The sequence below is a fragment of the Streptomyces sp. NPDC007095 genome (assembly GCF_040634475.1).
In the GTDB taxonomy this organism is placed as follows: Bacteria; Actinomycetota; Actinomycetes; order Streptomycetales; family Streptomycetaceae; genus Streptomyces.
In genome coordinates this window covers 32,527-53,419 of record NZ_JBEYFS010000067.1, presented here as the reverse complement: position 1 = coordinate 53,419, position 20,893 = coordinate 32,527, and the positions used below count along the sequence as shown (strand labels likewise).

At 67.1% G+C, this 20,893-nt stretch carries 14 protein-coding genes and 1 pseudogene; 7 read left to right on the top strand and 8 right to left on the bottom strand.

Features of this window, described 5'->3' with window-relative positions; all coding sequences use genetic code 11:
- Nucleotides 1–132: 132 nt before the first annotated feature.
- Both ABZ656_RS23410 and ABZ656_RS23405 read right to left on the bottom strand, forming a co-directional pair.
- Nucleotides 133–1,065 (bottom strand): TIGR03619 family F420-dependent LLM class oxidoreductase, encoded by a 933-nt coding sequence (locus tag ABZ656_RS23410; RefSeq protein WP_360270243.1) that lies wholly within the window; start codon nucleotides 1,063–1,065, stop codon nucleotides 133–135.
- A gap of 58 nt (nucleotides 1,066–1,123) precedes the next feature.
- Entirely contained in the window at nucleotides 1,124–1,828 is a 705-nt protein-coding gene (locus ABZ656_RS23405) for a DUF5995 family protein (protein ID WP_360270241.1), read from the bottom strand.
- A 215-nt stretch (nucleotides 1,829–2,043) separates the two neighbouring features.
- On the opposite strand from ABZ656_RS23405, the gene ABZ656_RS23400 reads away from it, so the two are divergent.
- Complete coding sequence (locus ABZ656_RS23400) at nucleotides 2,044–3,162, top strand: glycoside hydrolase family 6 protein (RefSeq protein ID WP_101406291.1); 1,119 nt, start codon at nucleotides 2,044–2,046, stop codon at nucleotides 3,160–3,162.
- Here the strand turns inward: ABZ656_RS23400 and ABZ656_RS23395 are convergent.
- Nucleotides 3,144–4,400, bottom strand: a pseudogene (locus tag ABZ656_RS23395) (solute carrier family 23 protein); the annotation flags it as partial. The gene ABZ656_RS23400 and the pseudogene ABZ656_RS23395 sit on opposite strands and share 19 nt — an antisense overlap.
- A gap of 195 nt (nucleotides 4,401–4,595) precedes the next feature.
- On the opposite strand from ABZ656_RS23395, the gene ABZ656_RS23390 reads away from it, so the two are divergent.
- A complete protein-coding gene (locus tag ABZ656_RS23390; protein ID WP_101406292.1) occupies nucleotides 4,596–5,972 on the top strand; it encodes a solute carrier family 23 protein in 1,377 nt (458 codons plus the stop codon).
- 52 nt (nucleotides 5,973–6,024) lie between these two features.
- Here ABZ656_RS23390 and ABZ656_RS23385 read toward each other — a convergent pair whose 3' ends face one another.
- The 3 genes from ABZ656_RS23385 to ABZ656_RS23375 form a co-directional block, all read right to left on the bottom strand.
- A complete protein-coding gene (locus tag ABZ656_RS23385; RefSeq protein WP_360270239.1) occupies nucleotides 6,025–6,360 on the bottom strand; it encodes a hypothetical protein in 336 nt (111 codons plus the stop codon).
- A 322-nt stretch (nucleotides 6,361–6,682) separates the two neighbouring features.
- Nucleotides 6,683–7,384, bottom strand: coding sequence for a 2'-5' RNA ligase family protein (locus tag ABZ656_RS23380; RefSeq protein ID WP_101406294.1), 702 nt, complete (start codon nucleotides 7,382–7,384; stop codon nucleotides 6,683–6,685).
- A complete protein-coding gene (locus tag ABZ656_RS23375; protein ID WP_360270237.1) occupies nucleotides 7,371–8,732 on the bottom strand; it encodes a helix-turn-helix transcriptional regulator in 1,362 nt (453 codons plus the stop codon). Before ABZ656_RS23375 ends, ABZ656_RS23380 begins: the two co-directional genes overlap by 14 nt.
- Nucleotides 8,733–9,082: 350 nt before the next feature.
- On the opposite strand from ABZ656_RS23375, the gene ABZ656_RS23370 reads away from it, so the two are divergent.
- The 5 genes from ABZ656_RS23370 to ABZ656_RS23350 all read left to right on the top strand — a co-directional run bounded on the left by ABZ656_RS23370 (nucleotide 9,083) and on the right by ABZ656_RS23350 (nucleotide 18,430).
- The gene (locus ABZ656_RS23370) at nucleotides 9,083–9,970 is read left to right on the top strand and encodes a phosphotransferase (RefSeq protein ID WP_360270235.1); all 888 of its coding nucleotides are present in this window, start codon (nucleotides 9,083–9,085) and stop codon (nucleotides 9,968–9,970) included.
- 78 nt (nucleotides 9,971–10,048) lie between these two features.
- Nucleotides 10,049–10,492 carry a methionine adenosyltransferase gene (locus tag ABZ656_RS23365; protein WP_360270233.1) on the top strand — a complete coding sequence of 148 codons (444 nt, stop codon included), beginning with the start codon at nucleotides 10,049–10,051 and terminating at the stop codon, nucleotides 10,490–10,492.
- 810 nt (nucleotides 10,493–11,302) lie between these two features.
- Complete coding sequence (locus ABZ656_RS23360) at nucleotides 11,303–15,895, top strand: RHS repeat-associated core domain-containing protein (protein WP_360270231.1); 4,593 nt, start codon at nucleotides 11,303–11,305, stop codon at nucleotides 15,893–15,895.
- 78 nt (nucleotides 15,896–15,973) lie between these two features.
- Nucleotides 15,974–16,390, top strand: coding sequence for a hypothetical protein (locus ABZ656_RS23355; RefSeq protein ID WP_129592322.1), 417 nt, complete (start codon nucleotides 15,974–15,976; stop codon nucleotides 16,388–16,390).
- 1,770 nt (nucleotides 16,391–18,160) lie between these two features.
- Nucleotides 18,161–18,430 carry a transposase gene (locus tag ABZ656_RS23350; RefSeq protein ID WP_360270247.1) on the top strand — a complete coding sequence of 90 codons (270 nt, stop codon included), beginning with the start codon at nucleotides 18,161–18,163 and terminating at the stop codon, nucleotides 18,428–18,430.
- Nucleotides 18,431–18,580: 150 nt separating this feature from the next.
- Here ABZ656_RS23350 and ABZ656_RS23345 read toward each other — a convergent pair whose 3' ends face one another.
- Nucleotides 18,581–20,260: a hypothetical protein gene (locus ABZ656_RS23345; RefSeq protein ID WP_101406298.1), complete on the bottom strand. Its 1,680-nt coding sequence runs from the start codon at nucleotides 20,258–20,260 to the stop codon at nucleotides 18,581–18,583.
- A gap of 237 nt (nucleotides 20,261–20,497) precedes the next feature.
- On the bottom strand, nucleotides 20,498–20,797 hold the full coding sequence (locus ABZ656_RS23340) for a LamG-like jellyroll fold domain-containing protein (RefSeq protein ID WP_360270245.1): 300 nt from the start codon (nucleotides 20,795–20,797) through the stop codon (nucleotides 20,498–20,500).
- Nucleotides 20,798–20,893: the final 96 nt, after the last annotated feature.

Genomic DNA, 20,893 nt, shown 5'->3' with positions numbered 1-20,893 from the left:
GCCCTCGTACTGGACGTACTCGGGTCTGTGCCTGGTGCGGTGAGAGTGCGTGCATGGCGTCGCAGGGCAGACGGGAATTTGACGACAGGGCCTAGGACCTGTCAGCCGGGCCGGCCTTCGTGGGGCGGCCGGTCAGATTCCGGCCGCCCGCGCCGCCGTGTACACCTCGGCGGCCAGGTCCTTGAGTTCCTCGGCGTCCCGCGGGCCGTCCTGGAGGTCGACGAAGTACTCGTCGAGGCCGATCTCGGTGTACGGCACCAGGTCCGAGACGATCTGGTCGACGTTGCCCTGGAAGGGCTGGCGGTCCGCGCCGTCGTAGGCCTTGGCGCAGTAGCGCGCGTTGATCCGTGCCACCGACTGGATCGGCTCGGTGCGCCCGCGCTCGGCCGCGAAGTCCTGCACCTGCCGCCACTGGGCGGCGAGTTGGTCGGCGCCCCCCTGGGCGACGGGCTGCCAGCCGTCGCCGCGGTCCACGAGCCGGGTCAGCGCCTTCTTGCTGAAGGCGGGCAACAGGATCGGGATCGGCCGGGCCGGCTTCGGGGCGACCACAGCCGACTCGATTTTGGTCAGGCGGCCCTCGTACGACACCGGGTCCGGGCCCCACACCGCGCGGCACACGTCGAGGACCTCGTCCAGGACCTGGCCCCGCTCCTCGAACGGCGCCACGCCCGCGGCGGCGTACTCGTCGAGCGACCAGCCGGTACCGAGGCCGGCCACGACCCGGCCGCCGCTCGCCGCGTCCAGGGTGGCCAGGGCCCTGGCCAGCTGGAACGGGCCGTGCAACGGGGCGACCAGGACGCTGGTGCCGAGCCGCGCCCGCCGTGTGGCCGCCGCGGCCAGCGTCAGGGTCACCAGTGGCTCGGCGACGCCGCGGTACGAGTCGGGCCAGGGCAGGTTCGGGACGCCGTACAGCCCCTGCGTGGCAGGGTCCGGGAACAGGGCGCGCTCGAACACCCACAGGCTCTCGTAGCCGATCTCCTCAGCCGTGCGCGCCACGTCCGGGACGTCACGACCGATGTCGAACTGACGTGTTTGAGGAAGACTCAGACCCAGCCGAGCAGCCATGCTTGTGCTCCTTCGCATTCGGCATTTGAATCGTGAACGTATCGCGTACGAGGGTGAGTTACGTGCCGTACGCGGCGATATGGCCGGATCGGTCCCCCAGGGGCGTGAGCAGCATCCGGCCCGCCAGACCGACCGCGGCGCCGAGCCGGTCGCCGAACTCCTCGGCGAGGCCGGGGAGTCCGCGCAGCGCCCACAGGGCCCGCGCGGCCGACCAGGCCGCGTCGCGGGCGCTCTCCAGGCTCCACGAGCCGAGCAGATGGGTGAGCGGATCGGCGATCTGGAGGAGGTCGGGGCCCGGCATCAGATCTTCACGGACGCGCTCCTCCAGCGAGACGAGGAGGTCACCCACGCGTTCGAACTCGTCCTCCAGATCGGCTGGTTCGCAGCGGAGCGTACGGCAGGTGTCCACGACGGCGAGCGCCAGATCGTGTCCGACGTGCGCGTTGATGCCCGCGAGCGCGAACTGCAGCGGGCGTACTCCGGGATGGTGCCTGAACTGGAACAGCGGGCGCCAGCAGGCGGGCGGGGACCCCTCCTCGGCCACGCGCAGATAGCGCTCGGCGAAACGTACATCCAGCGTGACCGCGGCCTCGCCGTCCGGGAATTCCCCCGCGTCAAGGCGCCGTTCGACCTCCTCCGTGACGGTGAGGTAGACGCGGTTGAAGACCGCGACTCCGTCCCGCTCCGGCAGGGTCGCCGCCAGGGCGCGCATCCGGGAGGCGATGGCGTCCACGGGGGTGGTGAACTGTTCCAACTGCGTCATGGGGGCAGGTTCCCAGTCCTAGGCTGACCGGAGTTGCCGCCTGGCCGGGCGCATCCCCAGAACGAGGGAAAACACCCGTGTCGGGAGGAGCGGATGTGGCCGGGGGTGGCGGAGACGTGGTGGGAACCGGGGGGAAGCGGTACGTGTCAGGCTTACGTGCGCAGCGTCTGGCCGCACGCAGGGCCGAGCGCAGGCGGGCGGCCCGGCGCGCCGCCATGGTCGCGGCGGCCTCGGTGGTCATGGCGGTCGGCGCGGTGACGGGGATGATGTCCGCCCTCGACCGCGAGCGCCCCTCCGACGACGCCCAACCGCTGGTGACCCGCTCGCCCGGCCTCCGGCCGGGGCCCGCCGTACCGACTCCCTCCCCGGCCAGGACCTCCGCCGCGCCGTCCCCGTCCCCGCACTCCCCGTCCCCGAGGCCGAGCCCGACGCCCTCCCCGAGCAGGAAGGAGCCGAAGTCCGTGGCCGCCCCCGCCCTGCTCTACAGCCACCCCGACTCCCAGGTCCTGGCCTGGGTCGCGTCGCACCCCGGCGACCGCCGACGTGCGGTCATCGAGTCCCGGATCGCCGACCGTCCGGCCGCCGTCTGGTTCGCCGACTTCACGCCCGCCACCATCACCGCCCGGGTCAGGGCGGTGACCGCGGGCGCCGCCGCCGAGGGCCGGGTCCCGGTCGTCGTGCCGTACGCCATCCCGCAGCGCGACTGCGGCGGGGCCTCGCAGGGCGGCGCGCCCGACCTGGCCGCGTACGACGGCTGGATCGACGACTTCGCGGCGGGCCTGGGCGATGACGAAGTCATCGTCATCCTGGAACCCGACTCGGTCGCCCAGGCCGGCTGCCTCCCCGCGGCCGACCGGGCCGCCCGCTTCGCCTCGCTGGCCCGCGCCGGCCGCGTCCTCAAGGCCGCCGACCCCCGGGCCCGCGTCTACTACGACGCCGGCCACTCCGCCTGGAACCCGGCCGCCGAGCAGGCCGCCCTCCTCGAACGGGCGGGCGCCGCCTCGGCCGCCTCCTCCGACGGCGTCTTCACCAACGTGTCCAACTTCCACCGTACGAGCGACGAGATCGCGTACGCCCGGCAGGTGCTGTCCGCGCTGGGCGGCCCCGCGAGCCTGGGCGCCGTCATCGACACCAGCCGCAACGGCAACGGCGCCCCGGCCGACGGGGAGTGGTGCGATCCGGCGGGCCGGAAGATCGGCCGGGCGCCGACCCTGAACACCGGGGAGGCCAGGATCGACGCCTATCTGTGGGTGAAGCTGCCGGGGGAGTCGGACGGGTGCAAGGGCACGCCGGGGACCTTCTCGGCGGAGTACGCCTATGAGCTGGCACGCTGATCGTCCGGCTCGTCGTACGAGGATGTGCCGGAGTCCAGCAGTGGCCCCCCGGCCTTGAGGTGGGCCGGGGCCATCGCCCGCAGCGCGTGGTAGCCGGTGATCACGACGAGGGTGCCGAGGGCGATGCCGCTCAGCGAGAAGTTGTCGGTGAACTTCAGCGTGACGCCGCCGATGCCGATGATGATGCCCGCGGCCGCCGGCACCAGGTTCAGCGGGTTGCGCAGGTCGACCCGGCCGTGGAGCCAGATCTGGGCGCCGAGCAGGCCGATCATGCCGTACAGGATGACGGTGATGCCGCCGAGCACGCCGCCCGGGATCGCGGCCACGATCGCGCCGAACTTGGGGCAGACGCCGAAGAGGAGGGCGAAACCCGCGGCGGCCCAGTAGGCGGCCGTGGAGTAGACGCGGGTCGCGGCCATCACGCCGATGTTCTCGGAGTACGTGGTGTTGGGCGGCCCGCCGACCGCCGTGGAGAGCATCGAGGCGACGCCGTCCGCGGAGATCGCGGTGCCGAGCTTGTCGTCCAGCGGATCGCCGGTCATCTCGCCGACGGCCTTGACGTGCCCCGCGTTCTCGGCGACCAGCGCGATCACGACCGGCAGCGCGACGAGGATCGCCGACCACTGGAAGGACGGGCCGTGGAAGGACGGCAGCCCGATCCAGTCCGCCTTGCCGACGCCGGAGAGGTTCAGCCGCCAGTGGTCGGTGAGCTTGCCGCTCGCGTCCACCGAGTGGATCTTTCCGAAGATCCGGTCGAAGACCCAGGAGATCCCGTACCCGAAGACCAGGCCCAGGAAGATCGCGATCCGTGACCAGAAACCGCGCAGGCAGACGACGGACAGACCGGTCAGCAGCATGGTGAGCAGGGCCGTCCACTGGTCCTGCGGCCAGTACGTGGACGCCGTCACCGGCGCCAGGTTGAAGCCGATCAGCATGACGACCGCGCCTGTGACGATCGGTGGCATCGCGGCATGGATGATCCGCGCACCGAACCGCTGCACGGCCAGCCCCACCAGGAACAGCGCGACGCCGACGACGAACACCGCGCCCGTCACCGTGGCGCTGGTGCCGCCCTGCGCGCGGACCACCGCTGCGACGCCCACGAAGGAGAGCGAACAGCCGAGGTAGCTGGGCACCCGGCCGCGGGTGGCGAGCAGGAAGATGGCCGTCGCGAAGCCGGACATCATGATCGCGAGGTTCGGGTTCAGACCCATGAGCACGGGTGCCACGAACGTCGCAACCTGTTTGCATCACTGAGTTGGGTGTGCGAACGAGTCCTCGTACCAGTGCCGACGTGGTATCCGGTGGATTCGCGACAGGCGGGCCAGGTCTCGCGGACGGTAGTCCGGGTGGGACCGGCATCGGTGGATGGGAATGGTTGACCGTTGATCTTGTACATTCCGTTCGGCAAGTACATGAACGGAGAGTCCTGAATGTCAGGTTTCGGGTGGAAGCTGCATGGGGATGGTCGGCATCTGAAACCAGGGGAGGTCGTCAAGCCTGACGAGCGGCTCACCTGGCCTCGGACGATCGGGCTGGGCGCGCAGCATGTCGTCTCGATGATCGGTGCCTGTTTTGTCGCCCCCGTGCTCATGGGGCTGAACCCGAGCCTCGGTCTCATGGCCTCGGGTGTCGCGACCCTGCTGTTCCTGGTCATGACGCGCGGACGAGTCCCGAGTTACCTGGGATCGTCGCTCTCCTTCGTCGGTGTCGCGGCTGTCATCAGAAGCCAGGGTGGCGGTTCGGCGGAACTCACGGGTGCGCTGTTCGTGGTGGGCTTGGCTCTGGCCGCGGTCGGTGTTGTGGTCCGGTTCCTGGGCGCGCGGGTCGTTCACGCCGTGTTGCCGCCGGTGGTGACCGGCGCCGTCGTCATGCTGATCGGCTTCAACCTGGCTCCGGTGGCTGCGGGCACCTACTGGCCGCAGGACCAGTGGACGGCGCTCGCCACGATGCTGTTCACCGGTCTCGCGCTCGTCGTACTGCGCGGATTCCTGTCCCGCATCGCCATTTTCCTGGGGCTGGTCTTCGGCTACGTGCTCTCCTGGATCCTTGACCTCACCCTGGGCAAGATCCATTCCGCCGACGGCAGCGGCAAGGTTGTGGACCACTGGCGTCTCGATCTGAGCTCGGTGAAGGAGGCTGCCTGGTTCGGCCTGCCTGACATGCACTTGCCTGCGTTCAGCGGGTCGGCGGTCGTCGTCGCCCTGCCTGTCCTGATCGCTCTGGTGGCCGAGAACACCGGTCATATCAAGGCGGTCGGCGAGATGACGGGCGACCCTCTCGACGACGAGCTCGGCGTCGCCATCGCCGCGGACGGTGCGGCCACCATGCTCTCCACGGTTGCCGGTGGCCCGGCCACGACCACGTACGCGGAGAACATCGGCGTCATGGCCGCCACCCGCGTCTACTCCACCGCCGCCTACACGTGTGCCGCGTTCTTCGCGCTTCTGTTCGGTCTGTGCCCGAAGTTCGGGGCGTTCGTCACGGCCATCCCGGGTGGCGTGCTGGGCGGCATCACGGTCATTCTCTACGGCATGATCGGCCTGCTCGGCGCTCAGATCTGGATTCGCAACAAGGTCGACTTCAGCCAGCCGCTGAACCTGATTCCAGCCGCCGCAGGCGTCATCGTGGGCATCGGCGGCGTGTCGCTGAAGTTCGCCGACAATTTCGAGCTCAGCGGCATCGCCCTCGGCACCCTCCTCGTCCTCGTGGGCTACCACGCCCTGCGCTGGCTCTCCAAGGCCGCGGGCACACCGCAGGGAGCGCTGCTGGACGCGGGCACGACGCGGTACGACGACTCGGCGGAGTAAAAGGCGAACCGGGCACTGACAGAGACGCACTGTGGGCGTGGGCGGGGCTGACTCAGTCGCCGCTCGCGCCCGTTGTGGTTTCTGTTCCCGGAAGCGCGTTTGGAGCATCCCACCCCGAGAGGGTCTGGAGCAGGGCCCGGGACCGGCCGCTGCCGTCCTGAGAGAGCACAAGGAGGATGTGCTGCCACTGGCGTGGCGTAAGCGCGACTTCGATCAGCGCGTCACGGGGCGACCCCGCCTGCTCGGCTGCGCTCTCGATTCGGTGCATCCCCATGATCGCCAGGGTGTTGAGGAAGAACCGGTCACTGCTGCTGACCGATGACTCCTTACGTGCCGGCTCCGGCAGGGCGCGCGGTCGCGGAAACCGCCACGGACCTTCATGATCCATAAGGGGAACGGTACTTGAGGGTTGGCGGGCTGTCAGGGGGGCGATGTGTTCGACGTGCAGACTCGAGGTCACTAGGGGTGCTGGTCACAGAACCCGGCGTACAGCCCGACTCGTCTGCCGCCACCTGTGGCTTTGCCTCGGAAAGGGCCTCTGACCTGCGTCGGAGGCCCTTTCCGGTCCTTCAGGAGCTTGCCGCGTTAGGCGGCCGAAAGTCCCTCGGAAGTCCCTCAGACAGAGCTGAAAGTCCCTGAAAAGTCCCAGGAGCGGAGAGGCGGGGGACGCCTCTGAGCTGGTACGTCTGCGAAGGGTGCCGGGGATGCGATCAGTTCAGAGCCACTTGATCGATGGTGCGCCAGCGATAGGCGCGGTCTTCGCGACGCAGTTCGACCAGTTCCAGGTGATCGACCGGGACGCCGACGCTGTCCATGTCGCGGAGCGGGCGGATCGCTTCCCGGACAACGCTGGCGTCCGTGGGGCGGTTGCAGTACGCGATGCCGATGTGCGGCCGCAGCACCGCGGTCGGCTTCCGCAAAGGCAGCTGGCATTGCGCGGTGGTGGCGGACAGCTTGGAGTGGAGGTCGAGCACGGGAGTCCACGGGGCGATGCTGTAGCGGACCGCGCCGCGGGATGCGGTCATCGGTATGGCCTGGAGCCGGAACCTGCCTGTAGGTATCGCGGCTGTGATGGCGAGCAGTGTGTCCATCTGCTCCAGTGAGACGTCGTCGGTGGTGCCGATCCGGCCGAGGGTCAGGTGCAGACCGTCCGCGTCGATGGAGTCGAAGTTCAGGTTTCGGATCTTGTCTTGGCAGTGTCGAGCGTGGTCGGCGAGCGCCGAGTCGGCGGGGAAGCTGAGCATCCAGTAGTAGGCCCGCGTCGATGGAGTCCACCCAGCCCGGTCCCAGTGGTTACTCATCTCCTGCACCCGGTCGAAGGCGGCCCAGTCGTGTGCCGCGATGACCTCGGGGTCATCGACGCTCGGCGGCGGGGCGGTGGGAAACGCGCTGGGATCCTCAGTCAGCAGCACTCGGTGCCCTTCTCGTACGGCTATCGCTCAAGCGTGCCATCTTGGCAAAATTGGTCACCGCTCGGGTTAACGGGGTGGTGTGCCAGGTGCGTAGCGCCTCGGCGTAATCCCTGACGACAGGTAGCTGGTGCCACGATGCTGCACGGGCGTGGAGTTCACCGGCTCGCTGGATGACCGATCGGATCGGCGGGCCACCCCCGGCTTCGAGAACCTGCCTGCCGAGCACCATGGCCTGCTCCATATCCGGCTGAGGCCCTGCGAGCAGAGCAGTGGCCACGTCCAGGCGGACCAAGGCCCGGCTCCAGTCGGAGTCGGACTGCTCTATGAGTTCGTCGACCTGCTCCGCGTACTCGATGACGTCCCGTGTGTTGCCGAGGGCGACATGGGCGGTAGCGGCGTTCGCCAGTGTGCGGGCGATGCTGTACGGGGCGAAAGAGATGCACGGTGTCAGCCCGCCCGGGAGCCGGTGGTTACTGCTGAGGTCCTCGGCCTCTGCGATGGCCCTCTGCGCGCCCACGGCGTCGCCGAGCTTGCCGAGAGCACGTGCTCGGCCGTTAGCAAGCAGCCGGATCGCTTGCGCGTTGTCGCGATGGATGGCCAAGCCGGCATCGGCCCATTCGAGCGCCTGGTCGTAGAGGCCCGCGTAGTACGCGCCCAGAGAGCGGGTGCCAAAGATCCACATCATCAGCTCCAGGTCGTCGATCTCCTGGGCGAGCTGGAGGGCTTCGGTGCTGTAGGCCTCGGCGATGGCCTCGTGACCCGCGTTGACCGCCATGTAGCTGAGCAGGCCGGAGGCTTGAGCTGCAAGACGGAAGAGTTCTGCCCGCTGCCCAGGCGGCTGGCGCCCTTCCAACAGTGTCTGGATGAAATTACGCAACTCGGCAGTCCTGGGGGCGAGTTGGTGCGGACCGTCGGCTTCGTACCGGTCCACTATGGCGCCCACCTGCTGGGCCAGCACGGTCAAGGTGGCGGGGTCGGTGTTGGAAGAGATGGTCGTGCTCAGGCGCCTCGCCACGTCGAGCGGGCTCTCCCAAGGTTCCCGGGCAGCTGTCTCGCGGACAGGTTCCGGGTGCCGGTGAGCTTCCTCGATCGGCTCGGGAGCGTTCCGAGCGAATAGCTGCGGCAGCGCGTGCGGCGGCACAGCCAGCCGCTCCAGCTCGGTCACGATCTTGTCGAAGTTGGTCAGCCGCCTCGAACCGGACTCGAGAGCGGAGAGGAACGGCTGGCTCAGGCCCGTGAGACGGGCCATCTCCTCTTGCCGTAAGGAGGCCAGCTTGCGCACGCGGGTGAGAGCCGTCCCAAAGTCGCCGTCCCGCAAGGCCATGACGACCTGCGCGTCCTGCCACACGTGTTTAGGCACCCGGACCGGGTCCGGCTCGGCGGCTGTCAGCAACCGGCTGCAAGGGGCACAGCGCGGCTCACGGTTGTACCGGCTCAGCACAAGCCCGCACCCCTCGCACCGTCTTGGTTTGCCTGCCACCGCTACCGCCGCCCCTCCATTGCCAGCTTCTTGCGGGCCTTCAAGAGTCTGATCACCCAAGTGATATCACCGCTGGAATGTGCCATCAGCCGGTTCCTGCCACATCGTTGATGGCCACAGCCAGCCCGCATTCCCTGGCCGCTGATCAACGCTCAGGTCATAGCGGACCCCTGCCTGGAAAGGGCGAATGTCAAGACCCCGGCTACAGGAGGTGATTTGTGCCCGACGTTGACACGACGATGCACGAGGTCGAGCTCAAGCACGGTCCATTCGGCCCGGCGATCACGAAGCCGATCGCCAGAACGCGGCGGGCAGTTGACGAACGGTCTCTGTTCAAGGTCTACATGGGGATTGATCCCGAGGGCCGCCGTAAGCGGGAGCTGGAGACAGTGCAGCGCGCCGCTCACTTGGCTCTGTCAGTCCCCGAGGTCCTGGCCACGGGCACGGGAGAGGACGGATCTTGGACGGTGTTCGGTATGTTGCCAGGCGTGCCCTGTGGGGTGCGTACCGGCCGGGCAATCGAGGGGTACCTCGGTCACGTTCTTAACCTGACCCACCGACTCCACCGGTCTTCGGCCAGTCTTGCACCCGGCCTCGGCTGGGAGAACCGCCACGGTCGCTTTGTGCCCCAACACCGCTTCCTGCTCGACCAGTTCTCTCCACGCTGCCGACTACGACCGTGGTGGGAGGCCAAGGCCCTTCAACCGCTTGAATCGCATCCCGTCGTCCACCTGCATGGCGACCTCAAGCCCGAGCACCTCTTGGTCGACGACGACCGAGTGCACGTCGTGGACTGGGAAGCCAGCGCCCGAGGCCCCGTCGTCGTCGACTACACCGACGTGGTGTTCCATCTTGTACGTGACCTGCTGTACGAGGGCGTGCCACCCAAAGACGTCCCAGTCGGCCTCATGATGCGGTTACCGTTCAGCGGTCCTGTGCTGGCCTGGCGCTTGCTGCTCTGGCTCGATCGCCGTCGTCCTGAGGACATCGACCGCGTCACGGCCCGCGAAGTCGGCCGCCTCACGGCCGAGGAGCAGGCTCCAGCTGCCTACGCGGCGTTGGCTCGGACCGTCTCACTCCTGCGTGCCGTCGGCGTACCTCGCTGATTCCTTCGCGCATTGCCCGTCCAGGCGTGCTGACGCCTGCGCTCATTCACCTTTCTGTTCCCCTGAACGGAGTTCGTGATGCCTCGTACGAGCACGATCATCAACAACAGTCACCTCGTCATCGACACCGCCATGGCCAAGCCGGATACGACGACCATCGTCGAACGGAAGGGCCTCGGACACCCGGACACCCTGGCTGACCACCTCGCCGAGCGGCTGTCCCGTGCCTACAGCCACCACACCGTCGCGCGGTTTGGCGCTGTGCTTCACCACAACTTCGACAAGCTCGCCCTCCTCGGTGGGGGCAGCGAGGTCCGATACGGCGCCGGCAGTATGACAGCCCCGGTGCGTGTCCTGGTCAATGGGCGGGCGGCACCCATGTGCGGGGGCGAGAAGATCCCGGTCGAGGAGATCGTCGAGACTGAGGTCAGGGGTTGCGTCCGCGTCAACCGGGTCGACCATCTGGACGATCTCGACCTTGGCGAACTGGTGCTGGCGGATCAGGCCCCGGGGCCCTCGTAGCGGAGACGCTGGGAGAGTTCCCGGCGCTGCCTCGGCGGTCGGGATCAGGAACAGCTCACGGTCGGCGATGCCTGCTCGATTGCAATCCGCCCGTCGGCGATGGTGAACTCCCAGTGGGGTCCCAGAGCTTGGCGCAGGACCGCAGGTAAGCGGCCCTCTGTATCGGTCGGCGGACCGGGCGCAAGCTCTCTGAGACCGCTCGTCAGCATGGCCGAATTGACATCGCCGTAAAGTGGCGGGGCCGTTGCAGGGCGCCAACAGTCCGCGGTCCAACACCGTCACCGGATCCCGGAGGCGCCGTACGTCGAGCCGATCGCTATACCTGACGACGTGGTGTTCACCGTCAAGCTGCCGGAATCGACCTGTCTCTCGGCGACATCGTCCAGGCAGCCGAAGGCCCGCCAGCCGGTGGCACTCGGCCAGGACGCTCTCCGCGTTGCGGACATATTCGACCCGGCTGGCGACGTGGCGAGATTTCTGCGGGCGACGTCTTCCCCCGGGCGGATCTGCGGCGTACCGCGGTGGCGTGGACATATTCCGGATCGCGATTGGGTTTCCACGCGCGCCACATCAGCGTCCAAGGAAGCCCTGTACATAGACCCGAACTGGGATACGTGGACTGGTAAGAAGCCGCGGATTGAACCAGCGTGTACGGTCCGGGAGCCGGTCATCGTCTTGCGGGTGACCAGGTACGGGACGGCGTGCTCGATGTACCCGTGCCGACGAGTGTGCAGATCGAGGAAGAGCGTGGCCAGGACACGCTCCAGGGCTACCTCGCGCAGGAAATCCGGCCCCGGATCGAATGGCGGGGTGGACTCCACCTCCGACGACATCCTGCCGCTCAGCATGCCGCGCATCGCCACCATCACCTCCGAGACCGGCGCGATCACCACGGTGACCCTGTCCGATCCGGAGTGCGTGCGGGGCTCCAAGATGCCGTCGTCCGAGGACGCCGACACCATGAGCTGCTACCCCACGTACTGGCACATCAACGGCGCCACCGAGGCCTTGCTCGACTGGTTCCACAAGTACCGGGTCACCGCCGTGCTGAGCACCGACCCGACCGGTCTGGGCGAGGGCGTCGAGACCTCCTACAGCTACGCCGACCCGGCCTGGCACTACAACTTCGACCCGCTGGTCCCCTCGGACGAGCGGACCTGGTCGGACTGGCGGGGCTACGGCAAGGTCACCACGACCACCGGCGCCGCAGGCACCACCCAGTCCAAGTCTGTCAGCCTCTACATGCAGGGCATGGACGGCGACAAGCAGTCCGACGGCACCACCGCCCCCGCCACCGTCATCGGCATCGACGCGTCCGGCCTCGACGTCGCCGATATCACCGACAGTGACGAGGACGCCGGGTTCCTGCGCGAGCAGGTCACCTACAACGGCACCGCCCCGATCGGGGTGACGGTCAACACCCCTTGGTCCTCGCAGACCGCCAGCCAGCAGAAGTCGTACGCCAGCATCAAGGCCTACTACGTCCGCACCGGCACGACCACCAGCTCCACCTACCTCACTGCCTCCGCGACCTGGCGCACCCGCCAGGTCTCCACCACCTACGACACCTACGGCATGGCCGTAACCAGCGCCGACTACGGGCAGACCGGCGTCGCCGACAACACGTGCACCCGCACCTGGTACGCCCGCAACACCGCCATCGGCCTCACGGACCTGGTCTCCCGCACCCGCACCGTGGCCGAGGACAACTGCTCCGTCGCCGAGACCGGCTTGAACCTGCCGTCCTCCTCCGCCACCCGCGGCGATGTCCTCTCCGACACCGCGGTGGTGTTCGACAACACGGCCGCCACCGCATGGTCCGCCACCCAGACCCCCACCCTCGGCGAGGCGACCTGGACCGGACGGGCCTCCGCCTACCCCGCCACCGCCACGGGCGGCGAGCGCTATCCCACGTCCTGGCAGACCACCGCCACGACCACCTACGACGACAGCGCCGGCACCGCAGGCCTCGGCCGGCCTCTGACCGTCACCGACGCCGCCGGCAACACCACCACGACCGCCTACACGCCAACCAGCTCCGGCCCGCTGACCAAGACCAAGATCACCAACCCGACCACGACGCAGTACACCTACACCTACACCGATTACGCCTCGGGCCTGCCCACCAAGGTCTACGACGTCAACAACAAGATCACCGAAACCAGCTACGACGCCCTGGGCCGCCCGACCGCCACGTGGCTGACCAACCGGTCCCACTCCGCGAACCAGAGCCCGAACTACACCTACGCCTACAACGTCACCAACGACGCCCCGTCCTGGACGTCGACCTCGACGCTGAAGTCCGACGGTGAGACCTACAACACCAGCTACACGATCTACGACTCCCTCCTGCGGACACTGCAGACCCAGTCCCCGACCCCCGACAACGGCCGCCTGCTCACCGACACCCGCTACGACAGCCGCGGCCTGGCCTACGAGACCTACGCCGACGTCTTCGACTCCAAGAATCTCCCCAGCGGCACCTACGTCCGAGCCCAGTACGGCGGTGCCCCCAAGCAGTCGGAGACCGTCTACGACGGCGCCGGCCGGGCCACGAGCAGCAGCCTGTACGTGTACGGGGTCAAGAAGTGGACCACGAACACCAGCTACACCGGTGACTCCACCGCCACGACCGGACTGACCGGCGGCTCCGCCACCCGCACCATCACCAACATCTTCGGCAACACCGTCGAGAAGCGCACCTACTCCGGCACCGACCCGGCCGACGCCGCCTACGGCGCCGGAACCGGCGCCGCCTACACGTCCGTCAAATACAGCAACACCCTGGACGGCAAGCCCTCCACCGTCACCGGCACGGACGGCGCCCAGTGGTCCTACGGCTACGACCTCTTCGGCCGCCAGACCTCGGCAACCGACCCCGACCTGGGTACGACCGCCACCACCTACACCAACCTCGACCAGACGGCCACCAGCACCGACGCAGGTGGCAAGCAACTGCTTTTCGCCTACGACGTCCTGGGCCGCAAGACCGACCAGTGGCAGACCTCCAAGACGAACGCGAACAAACTCGCCCACTGGGACTACGACACCCTCGCCAAGGGCCAGCTCGACGACTCCATCAGCTACGTCGGCGGCACCACCGGCAGCGCCTACACCCGTAAGGTCACCGCCTACGACAGCCGCTACCACGCCACCGGCAGCCAGCTGACCCTGCCGTCCACCGACCCGCTGGTCACCTCCGGCGCCGTCCCCGCGACCCTCGCGTCCACCTCGTACTACAACATCGACGGCACCCAGCAGTACTACAGCGAACCCGCCGCCGGAGGCCTGAGTAGCGAGACCATCGACAGCGAATACGACAGCCTAGGCCTGGTCACCGACGTCGGCGGATCGACCGGCTACCTCCTCAACGTCGACTACAACCAGCTCGGCCAGGCCAACCAGTACATCCTGGGCACCTCACAGGACTCCACCGCCAAAAAGGCCTACGTCACCAACAGTTACGAGGAAGGCACTGACCGCCTCGTCCGCAGCCTCACCACCGATGCCACCCGCAGCGTCCAGGACCTGAACTACACCCACGACGACACCGGCAACGTCACCTCCACCTTCGACACCGCCAACCTCTCCGGCACCGGCAAAACCGACTACCAGTGCTTCAGCTACGACGGCTACCAGCGCCTCACCGACGCCTGGACCCCGTCCACCGCCTCCTGCGCCACCGCCGGCCGCACCACCACCAACCTCGGCGGCGCCTCCCCCTACTGGACCTCCTACACCTACACCAGCAGCGGCCTGCGCAAAACGGACACCGCCCACACCGGAACCGGTGACTCCACCCACACCTACTGCTACAGCGCCACCAACCCCCACCAGCTCACCGCCACCACCACCGCCACCTCCTGCACCGGCGTGAGCGCCGCCTACGTCTACACCACCGGCAACACCACCACCCGCCCCAACGGCACCGACACCCAGACCCTCACCTGGAACGCCACCGGGGACCTCGACACCCTCACCGAGAAGACGAGCACCGGCAGCACCAAGAGCACCACCAGCCACGTCTACGACGCCGACGGCAACCTTTTCATCCGCCGCAACACCAGCGGAGAAACCGTCCTCTACCTCGGTGCCACCGAAGTCCACCTCGACACCTCCACCACAGCCGCCAAGTACTGGGCCCAGCGCTACTACAACGCCGGCGGCACCACGATCGCCCTGCGCACCAACAAGGGCGGCAGCCAGAGCCTGTCGTACCTGTCCGGCGACCCGCACGGCACCTCCACTCTCAGCCTCGACGCCACCACCCAGGCCGTCACCAAGCGCTACCTGACACCCTTCGGCGCCACACGCACCGGCGGAACCGGCGTCTGGGCGGACGACAAAACCTTCCTCGGCAAGACCACCGACCCCACCACCAGCCTCACCTACATCGGCGCACGCGAATACGACTCCACCACCGGCCGCTTCCTCAGCGTCGACCCCGTCCTCGACACAGGCGACGCCCAATCCCTCAACGGCTACACCTACGCCGACAACAACCCCGTCACCTCCAGCGACCCCACCGGCATGCACCCCGACGGCGCCTGCGGCGGCGCCAGCTCCGTCTGCAACGGAAACGTCGAAACCTTCACCCCCAACCGCCACGGCGGCTACGACTACCACAGCCAGCCCTACACCGGCGTCAAGACCGGCTCCGGCACGGCCTCCACCACCAGCACGGGACACACCGGCCATACCAGCAGCGGCGTCGCAACGTCCATTCAACGGGCGGCCCCGTCGTTCTTGTCGCCCGCGGAACAGAAAGCATGGAACGGCGCTCTCCATGCGGTGCAGTCGCACGGCAATTTCTTTGCCAACGGTGCGGGAACGGCCGATGGCCTGGCAGCGATGAGTGAGCTGTTCTGGGGCACGTACTGCGGAGCTGTGAAGAAGAGTCAGTGCCCAGCGCAACAGGGAAATGCGACGTCCCTGCAGGACTTCGGCCTCGTTATACGTGATACCGGATTGGGAAACCGTCTCGAACCCATGGCCACTGTCGGTTCCGTGGTCGGCCTGACGTCCAGTCAGGCTCTGAAGAAGCTCATGGACCCGGAACACCTGCGCGGCCAGGATGAGGAGTACGTCATCGCGTTGGCGGAAAAGGCAGGGTTCTCCACCGCCCCCATGAAACCGACATCTGCTACAGGCGGCCGCGGAACGCGAATATACAAGCCCGACGACTCGAATGTCATGCTCTTCATGGAAGCGGGAGACCCGGACAGCACCAGCGCGGACAAGGTCCATGAAGGGCCGTACGTAAAGTATCAGATCCAGGGGGCCGGGAAAGACGGCGCGTTTCGTGTCCCGATCGCAGGAAACCCCAACCCCGAACTTGGGGGTGACGTTCCAGATGTTTCCCGTCGGCGCATTGCGCAATTTCTCTTGGGCGAAGAGGAGTGAAGCAGCGGACGGCTAGAGGTCTTTGATGTAGCCGGTCAATCCATGCGCTGATTGGATTGACCGGCTACACTTGCACCCATGTCTGAAATTTCTTCAATCTCTGCCGGTGAGTTTGTTGATGCGTTGCGTCGCGGCACTGACGGGCAATGGTCATTGGACGCTTCCGTCTGGCTTCTGGAGCGTCACCGGACTTGGCTGGATGACCCCAGGCTGCGCACCCTGATGCAGTGGGGGTACGACGAGAAGGGTGAATTGTGGGCAGGGTTTGATGTCCGCCTGGTAAAGGAGGCGGTGGTATCGGGAGAACTTGGCGAGTGGCGAGAGGATCTCGCAATTCTATTGATGGCAATTAGCCTTTATGGGGACTATCCGGTTTCGCTTCGATACACCTGTGAAAATATCTCCGAAGATAATTTGACCCTCATTAGCGAATCGCTGTTCAGGGCCTGTGGGTATTCTGTCAGACTCATCCCGCAAACATCTCAGGGTGGGTGAGATGTTTGCGCAACTCGGTCGATCATCCGGAGGTCGTATTCGAGCGGCTGAACCCGGTCCACCGGCTTGATGTCTGTGGACAGTTTTTCGGGGAACGGAGAAGTATCTTGGGACCTGCGATGATGGGGTTTCTCTACTGATTTTTAAGGTCGCCCTCGACTCTCTGTCAGAGTTGGCATAAGGGGGGTATGGGGACTTCGAATGCCGCGCGTTGGGGGCCGGCTGAGCGTGAGGCAGGTGCAGGTCGCCCGGCTGCTGGGGTGTCGCGGCAGGCGGTCGGGCAGTGGCATGCGGCGTGACGGGAGGGAGGTCGTGAGGCGCTTGTGGCGCGGCCGAACGGTTCCCGCTCGTATCTGACGCTGCGGCAGGAGCAAGTACTGCTGCGCGAGTTACGGCTGGGGCCGTCGGCGCACGGTTGGGAGGGACAGGGCTGGGCGTTCTCACGTATCGCCCGTGTGATCGAGGACCGGTTCGGCGTGCGGTTCACGGTACCGGCGTGTGGTACCTCATGGACCGTCTGGGCTGGTCGTGGCAGGTCTCGAAAACGCAGGCACGGTGACAGAGTGTGTTCCCATTCCACAGCCTGGAGCGGTGGTGGGTAGTCCCGGTCTCGCTAACCGAGGCAGGGCCAATTGCGCGGTGACCACTTTTCGGCGTGGTGGTCCCGTACCGGCTGCGGTGGGAGCGTTCCCTGGGGGGCGACTCTGCAGGGGGTGGGAGCGGCCGCAGGAGGCAGTGTGGAAGACCCACAATCCGCGTGGCATCTCTTCTTGCCGTCTGCGGTGCCCCTCCGGTGGCCAGCCGGTGGCCGGACGCCTTTGGACGATGTAATACGAGGTGGCACAGTCCAACCAGCCGAACGTGTTCTGATCAGGCAGAACGTCACTGAGCAGCACGAGCGGGCACCACGCAGCACGATCGCTCACGGTCTCGTAATGCGTAGGTCTCGGGTTCGAATCCCGAAGGCGGCTCCATGGTGAACCCCAGGTCAGGCTTTTGACCTGGGGTTTCTTGCTTTGAGTGACCTTTGAATTCGGGCCAATCGGGCACGTGCGCTCTGTGTATCGCAATGCGTAGGTCTGAGGTTTGCAGTCCGTGGCGGCTCTGCCTATGTAGGGCTGTGATCTGGCCTTTCGTCCCTTGGGGTCGCTCCTCTTCGGGCTGTTCGGATTGGCGTGGTGGCCGTGTGGTGGCCGAGCGTGCAGACCGGCTCCCGGTCAACCGTGAAATCGGTGGTTCACAGGGGAACAATGGTTGTGGCATTCCGACAATCGCCCGTTCAACCTACGTCCCCGTTCGGGCCCTGACAGGTTGCTGTCTTGCTGGGCTCGGTCCACAAGCGACCGCGTGCAGAAGAAGCCGTCGATGCGGATCAGGGCGGCACTGGTCTGCACCTGGAGGGCTGGTGTTCGACCAGGTCAACTCGGCCAGTCCGGCGACGGTGACACTGGGCGCCGCCAAGGTCACCTTCAGCGTCACAGCCCGGGTGGCTGGTGGCACCTGGACCTACTCGAGCACGGTTGCGATGCTCCAAGCCTGGACGGCCAGTTGGCGGTGCACTGGAACTCGATGCTTTGCGCTGCCTGGGCGACGACCGGTCAACCGATGGCGGGCAGGCTCCCCTCCGATGCCAGTACGACGAGGTCGTCGCGAGCGACGGGAAGTGGGACCTGTCCACGTTCCCCTCGCTGCGGGACATGGGACTTGCTCCTGAACGTTGGACACTTGAGACATGGATCTTGAGAGTCTGAGATCGGACATCTCGTGGTCATGAAGCACTGTCCGCCGGAGTTCAAGGCGGACGCCATCGCGCTGTACCAGTCGTGTCCCGGGGCGACGTTCAGGTGGGTCGCCGTCGATCTGGGAGTCAATCCGGAGACGTTGCGGGACTGGGCGCGAGCGGCCGGGGCGAACCGGCTGAGGGGGCGCTGGGCGGAGGTGCCCGCCGATGCCGCTGAGGCCGAGAACGCCGGCCGGGCTCACGGACCATGGCCGAGGTCGGGCGGTGCATGTGGGAGGCATGGGCCTGTTTCGGAGTGAGATCAGCTCTTCAGGTTCAGTGCTCCGGTGTTTCGCAGGGGTGGGCGACTGATCATCTCGGGTCGGTGGCCGGGGCGATCCCCCGGCCACTGGGGGCCTTGCGTCGAACCGCCTCCTGTGAGCCGGTCTTGTCGGATCGCTGATCGCAAGTCATCGGACGTCGACGTAGTCGGTGACTCGGGCGCTTCTGAGGTAGTGGTCTCCGGTCTCGCGGCTGAGGGCGATGGCCCAGGTGCCGTCCTTTTCGGCGGTCACCATGCCGATGAGGTGGCCGTGTTTGTCGCTGCCCAGTTCGCAGACATAGCGGTAGGTGCTGGAGCCGCGGGGTTTGAAGTAGAGGGTGGGCGAGCCGCTGTTGAGCGGCTTCCAGGTGGTGCCCTTCTTGTACTGGAGTGTGCCGTCGAAACTGATCGGTTGTGAATTGCGGACCGGGTCGGGATTGGCGCGGAAGCCGGTGATGCGGGTGGCGTAGCGGTAGAGGTGGACGGGCTTGGTGGTGCTGGTGCCCAGATCGGGGTTGCCGTTGAAGCGGGCTCGCCAGTAGGAGTCGGTGTTCCGGGTGGTGAGGGTGCGCGCGAACGTCTCATCGAAGAGCGGCTTGTTGTAGTGGACCGGGACGGGGATGGTGGTGGCGTCCTTCCAGCCGCTCTTGCCGTCTTTGGAGTACTGCAGGGTGAGGGTGGGTTTGGCGGGCCACTTCGCGCGCGGGTCCTCGTAGTAGACGTACCCGGAGACGGCCAAGGACGCGTCGTCATTGAGGAACGCGTTCATGCCGAGGTGAGTGGTGTACGCGACATGCAGGCTGAAGGGTTGGGTGGCGGCCTGCTGGAAGGGCATGTAGTCGGTGCCGACGACGAGTTCGGCGCTCGGCGCAGGGCTGTCCGAGGAGACGTGCAGCGTGTAGGAGCCTTGGCCGTCGGTCGTGGTCCGGCTGACCTCGAAGGAGGACTCACCTCGGGCGTCGAGACCGTCGAGGGTGATGACGGTGTGCGGCAGCGGCTGCCAGCCGGAGGTGGTCTGGATCTCGGCGTGGCCGGTGACGGTTCCGGTGGCGCCCTGCTTAAGGTTCAGGGCGTGTGTGCTGGACGAGAAGCGGACCGGTGCTCGTGTGGTGTGCAGGTCTTGCGGGGTCGTCACCAGGTCGATCGCCCCCGGATAGTTGCCGGAGGCCTGAGGCGCGGCGGACAACTGGACGGACGGCGCGGTGGGTGTGAAGGCGGCGGTGAAGCGACCGTCCGCGCCGGTGGCAGCGGTCATCTGACTGCGTCCGGTTTTCACGGCGACGGTCATGCCGTCGGTGGGAGCGGGGGCGTCGGGCTGGCGGGGGTCCCTGGCGACGACGGTGCCGCTGACGGAGACCTTCTGGTGGAGGTAGTCCGGCGCGCTCGGGGTGGCGGTCAGGTCGGGGATCGTGACGATGGTCCGGTACTCCAGGGTGTACGGGGAGAGGGCACCGGTGACGGTGGAGCCGGAGGCGTCCTGCAGGTCGACGGTAACTCGGTAGTCGCCGAGCTGGGCCAGGTGGACGGGGGCCCGCCAAGTTCCGGAACGTGCGTCCTGCCCGGAGTACTGGGTGAAGTCCTCGGTTGATCCGGCTTCCGGTGTCCCGTCCGGCGCGTCCAGCGGATAGAGGTGGGCCGTGATCCGCCTGATCGGGCTGTCGGAGTGTGCCGTCACGAAGAGCATGCCGGGCTGGCTGTACCAGCCGTCGGCACCGGACAGGACGGGGCCGACGGTGTCGGTGTCCGCCTGGGCTGAGGAGAGCCCGGTGAACAGGGAGGCGGACAGCGCGGTTGCTGTGGCTGCCGCCAGGAAGGTACTGCGTCTCAAGATTGTCCCCCAGGGAATCGGTCGACTGCCCGTGAGAGCGCAAGGTTCGAATGGAGCTTCGGCTGGCGCGCTTGGGTGGGGCAGGTGATCGAGAACTGTAGTGGTGTGCTTTCGGCGTGCAGATGTGTAGGTGTGCTGCCGTTGCCCCGCGAGGTCGACAGGCGCTCGACCGGGGTGCCTCGGTCGAGCACCTGAACGGGCGTCATCAATCAGTCGACTTGGCTGATGGTCGGGTTGTCACCGGTCGCGGCTGCGTCGGCGGGGGCAGTGCGGTGTTGTAGAGGTGGATGTCGCTGATCTCGCTGTGGCGTATTCGCCGTAGGCGCCCAGTGCGACGCGGCGGCCGATCTGGACGGGGCCAGTGGCGTTCCACGGGGTGCCGCCGAACGCTTTGGTGTCGACTTGGCGTCCGTTGACGTAGAGGGTTATTTGGTTCGTGGAGGCGTCGTAGACGCCGACCAGGTGGGCCCATTGGCCGATGGTCGGGGTTCCGCCGTAGGTGGCCGTGAAGGTTTTGCCGGTTTTGTGCGTTTGGATCGCGGGCTGACGACGGTCGGCAACGCGGCGGCGAAGGAACGGAGCCAGACATCGGCGTCGGGGCGGGCGTCGGGGGTGGTTGCTCGGCGGGGCACC

Coding starts and splice junctions, on each gene's coding strand:
- ABZ656_RS23410 (WP_360270243.1), bottom strand. CDS start 1,065: ATGGCTGCTCGGCTGGGTCTGAGTCTTCCTCAAACACGTCAGTTCGAC.
- ABZ656_RS23405 (WP_360270241.1), bottom strand. CDS start 1,828: ATGACGCAGTTGGAACAGTTCACCACCCCCGTGGACGCCATCGCCTCC.
- ABZ656_RS23400 (WP_101406291.1), top strand. CDS start 2,044: ATGGTCGCGGCGGCCTCGGTGGTCATGGCGGTCGGCGCGGTGACGGGG.
- ABZ656_RS23390 (WP_101406292.1), top strand. CDS start 4,596: ATGTCAGGTTTCGGGTGGAAGCTGCATGGGGATGGTCGGCATCTGAAA.
- ABZ656_RS23385 (WP_360270239.1), bottom strand. CDS start 6,360: ATGGATCATGAAGGTCCGTGGCGGTTTCCGCGACCGCGCGCCCTGCCG.
- ABZ656_RS23365 (WP_360270233.1), top strand. CDS start 10,049: ATGCCTCGTACGAGCACGATCATCAACAACAGTCACCTCGTCATCGAC.
- ABZ656_RS23355 (WP_129592322.1), top strand. CDS start 15,974: ATGTCTGAAATTTCTTCAATCTCTGCCGGTGAGTTTGTTGATGCGTTG.
- ABZ656_RS23350 (WP_360270247.1), top strand. CDS start 18,161: ATGAAGCACTGTCCGCCGGAGTTCAAGGCGGACGCCATCGCGCTGTAC.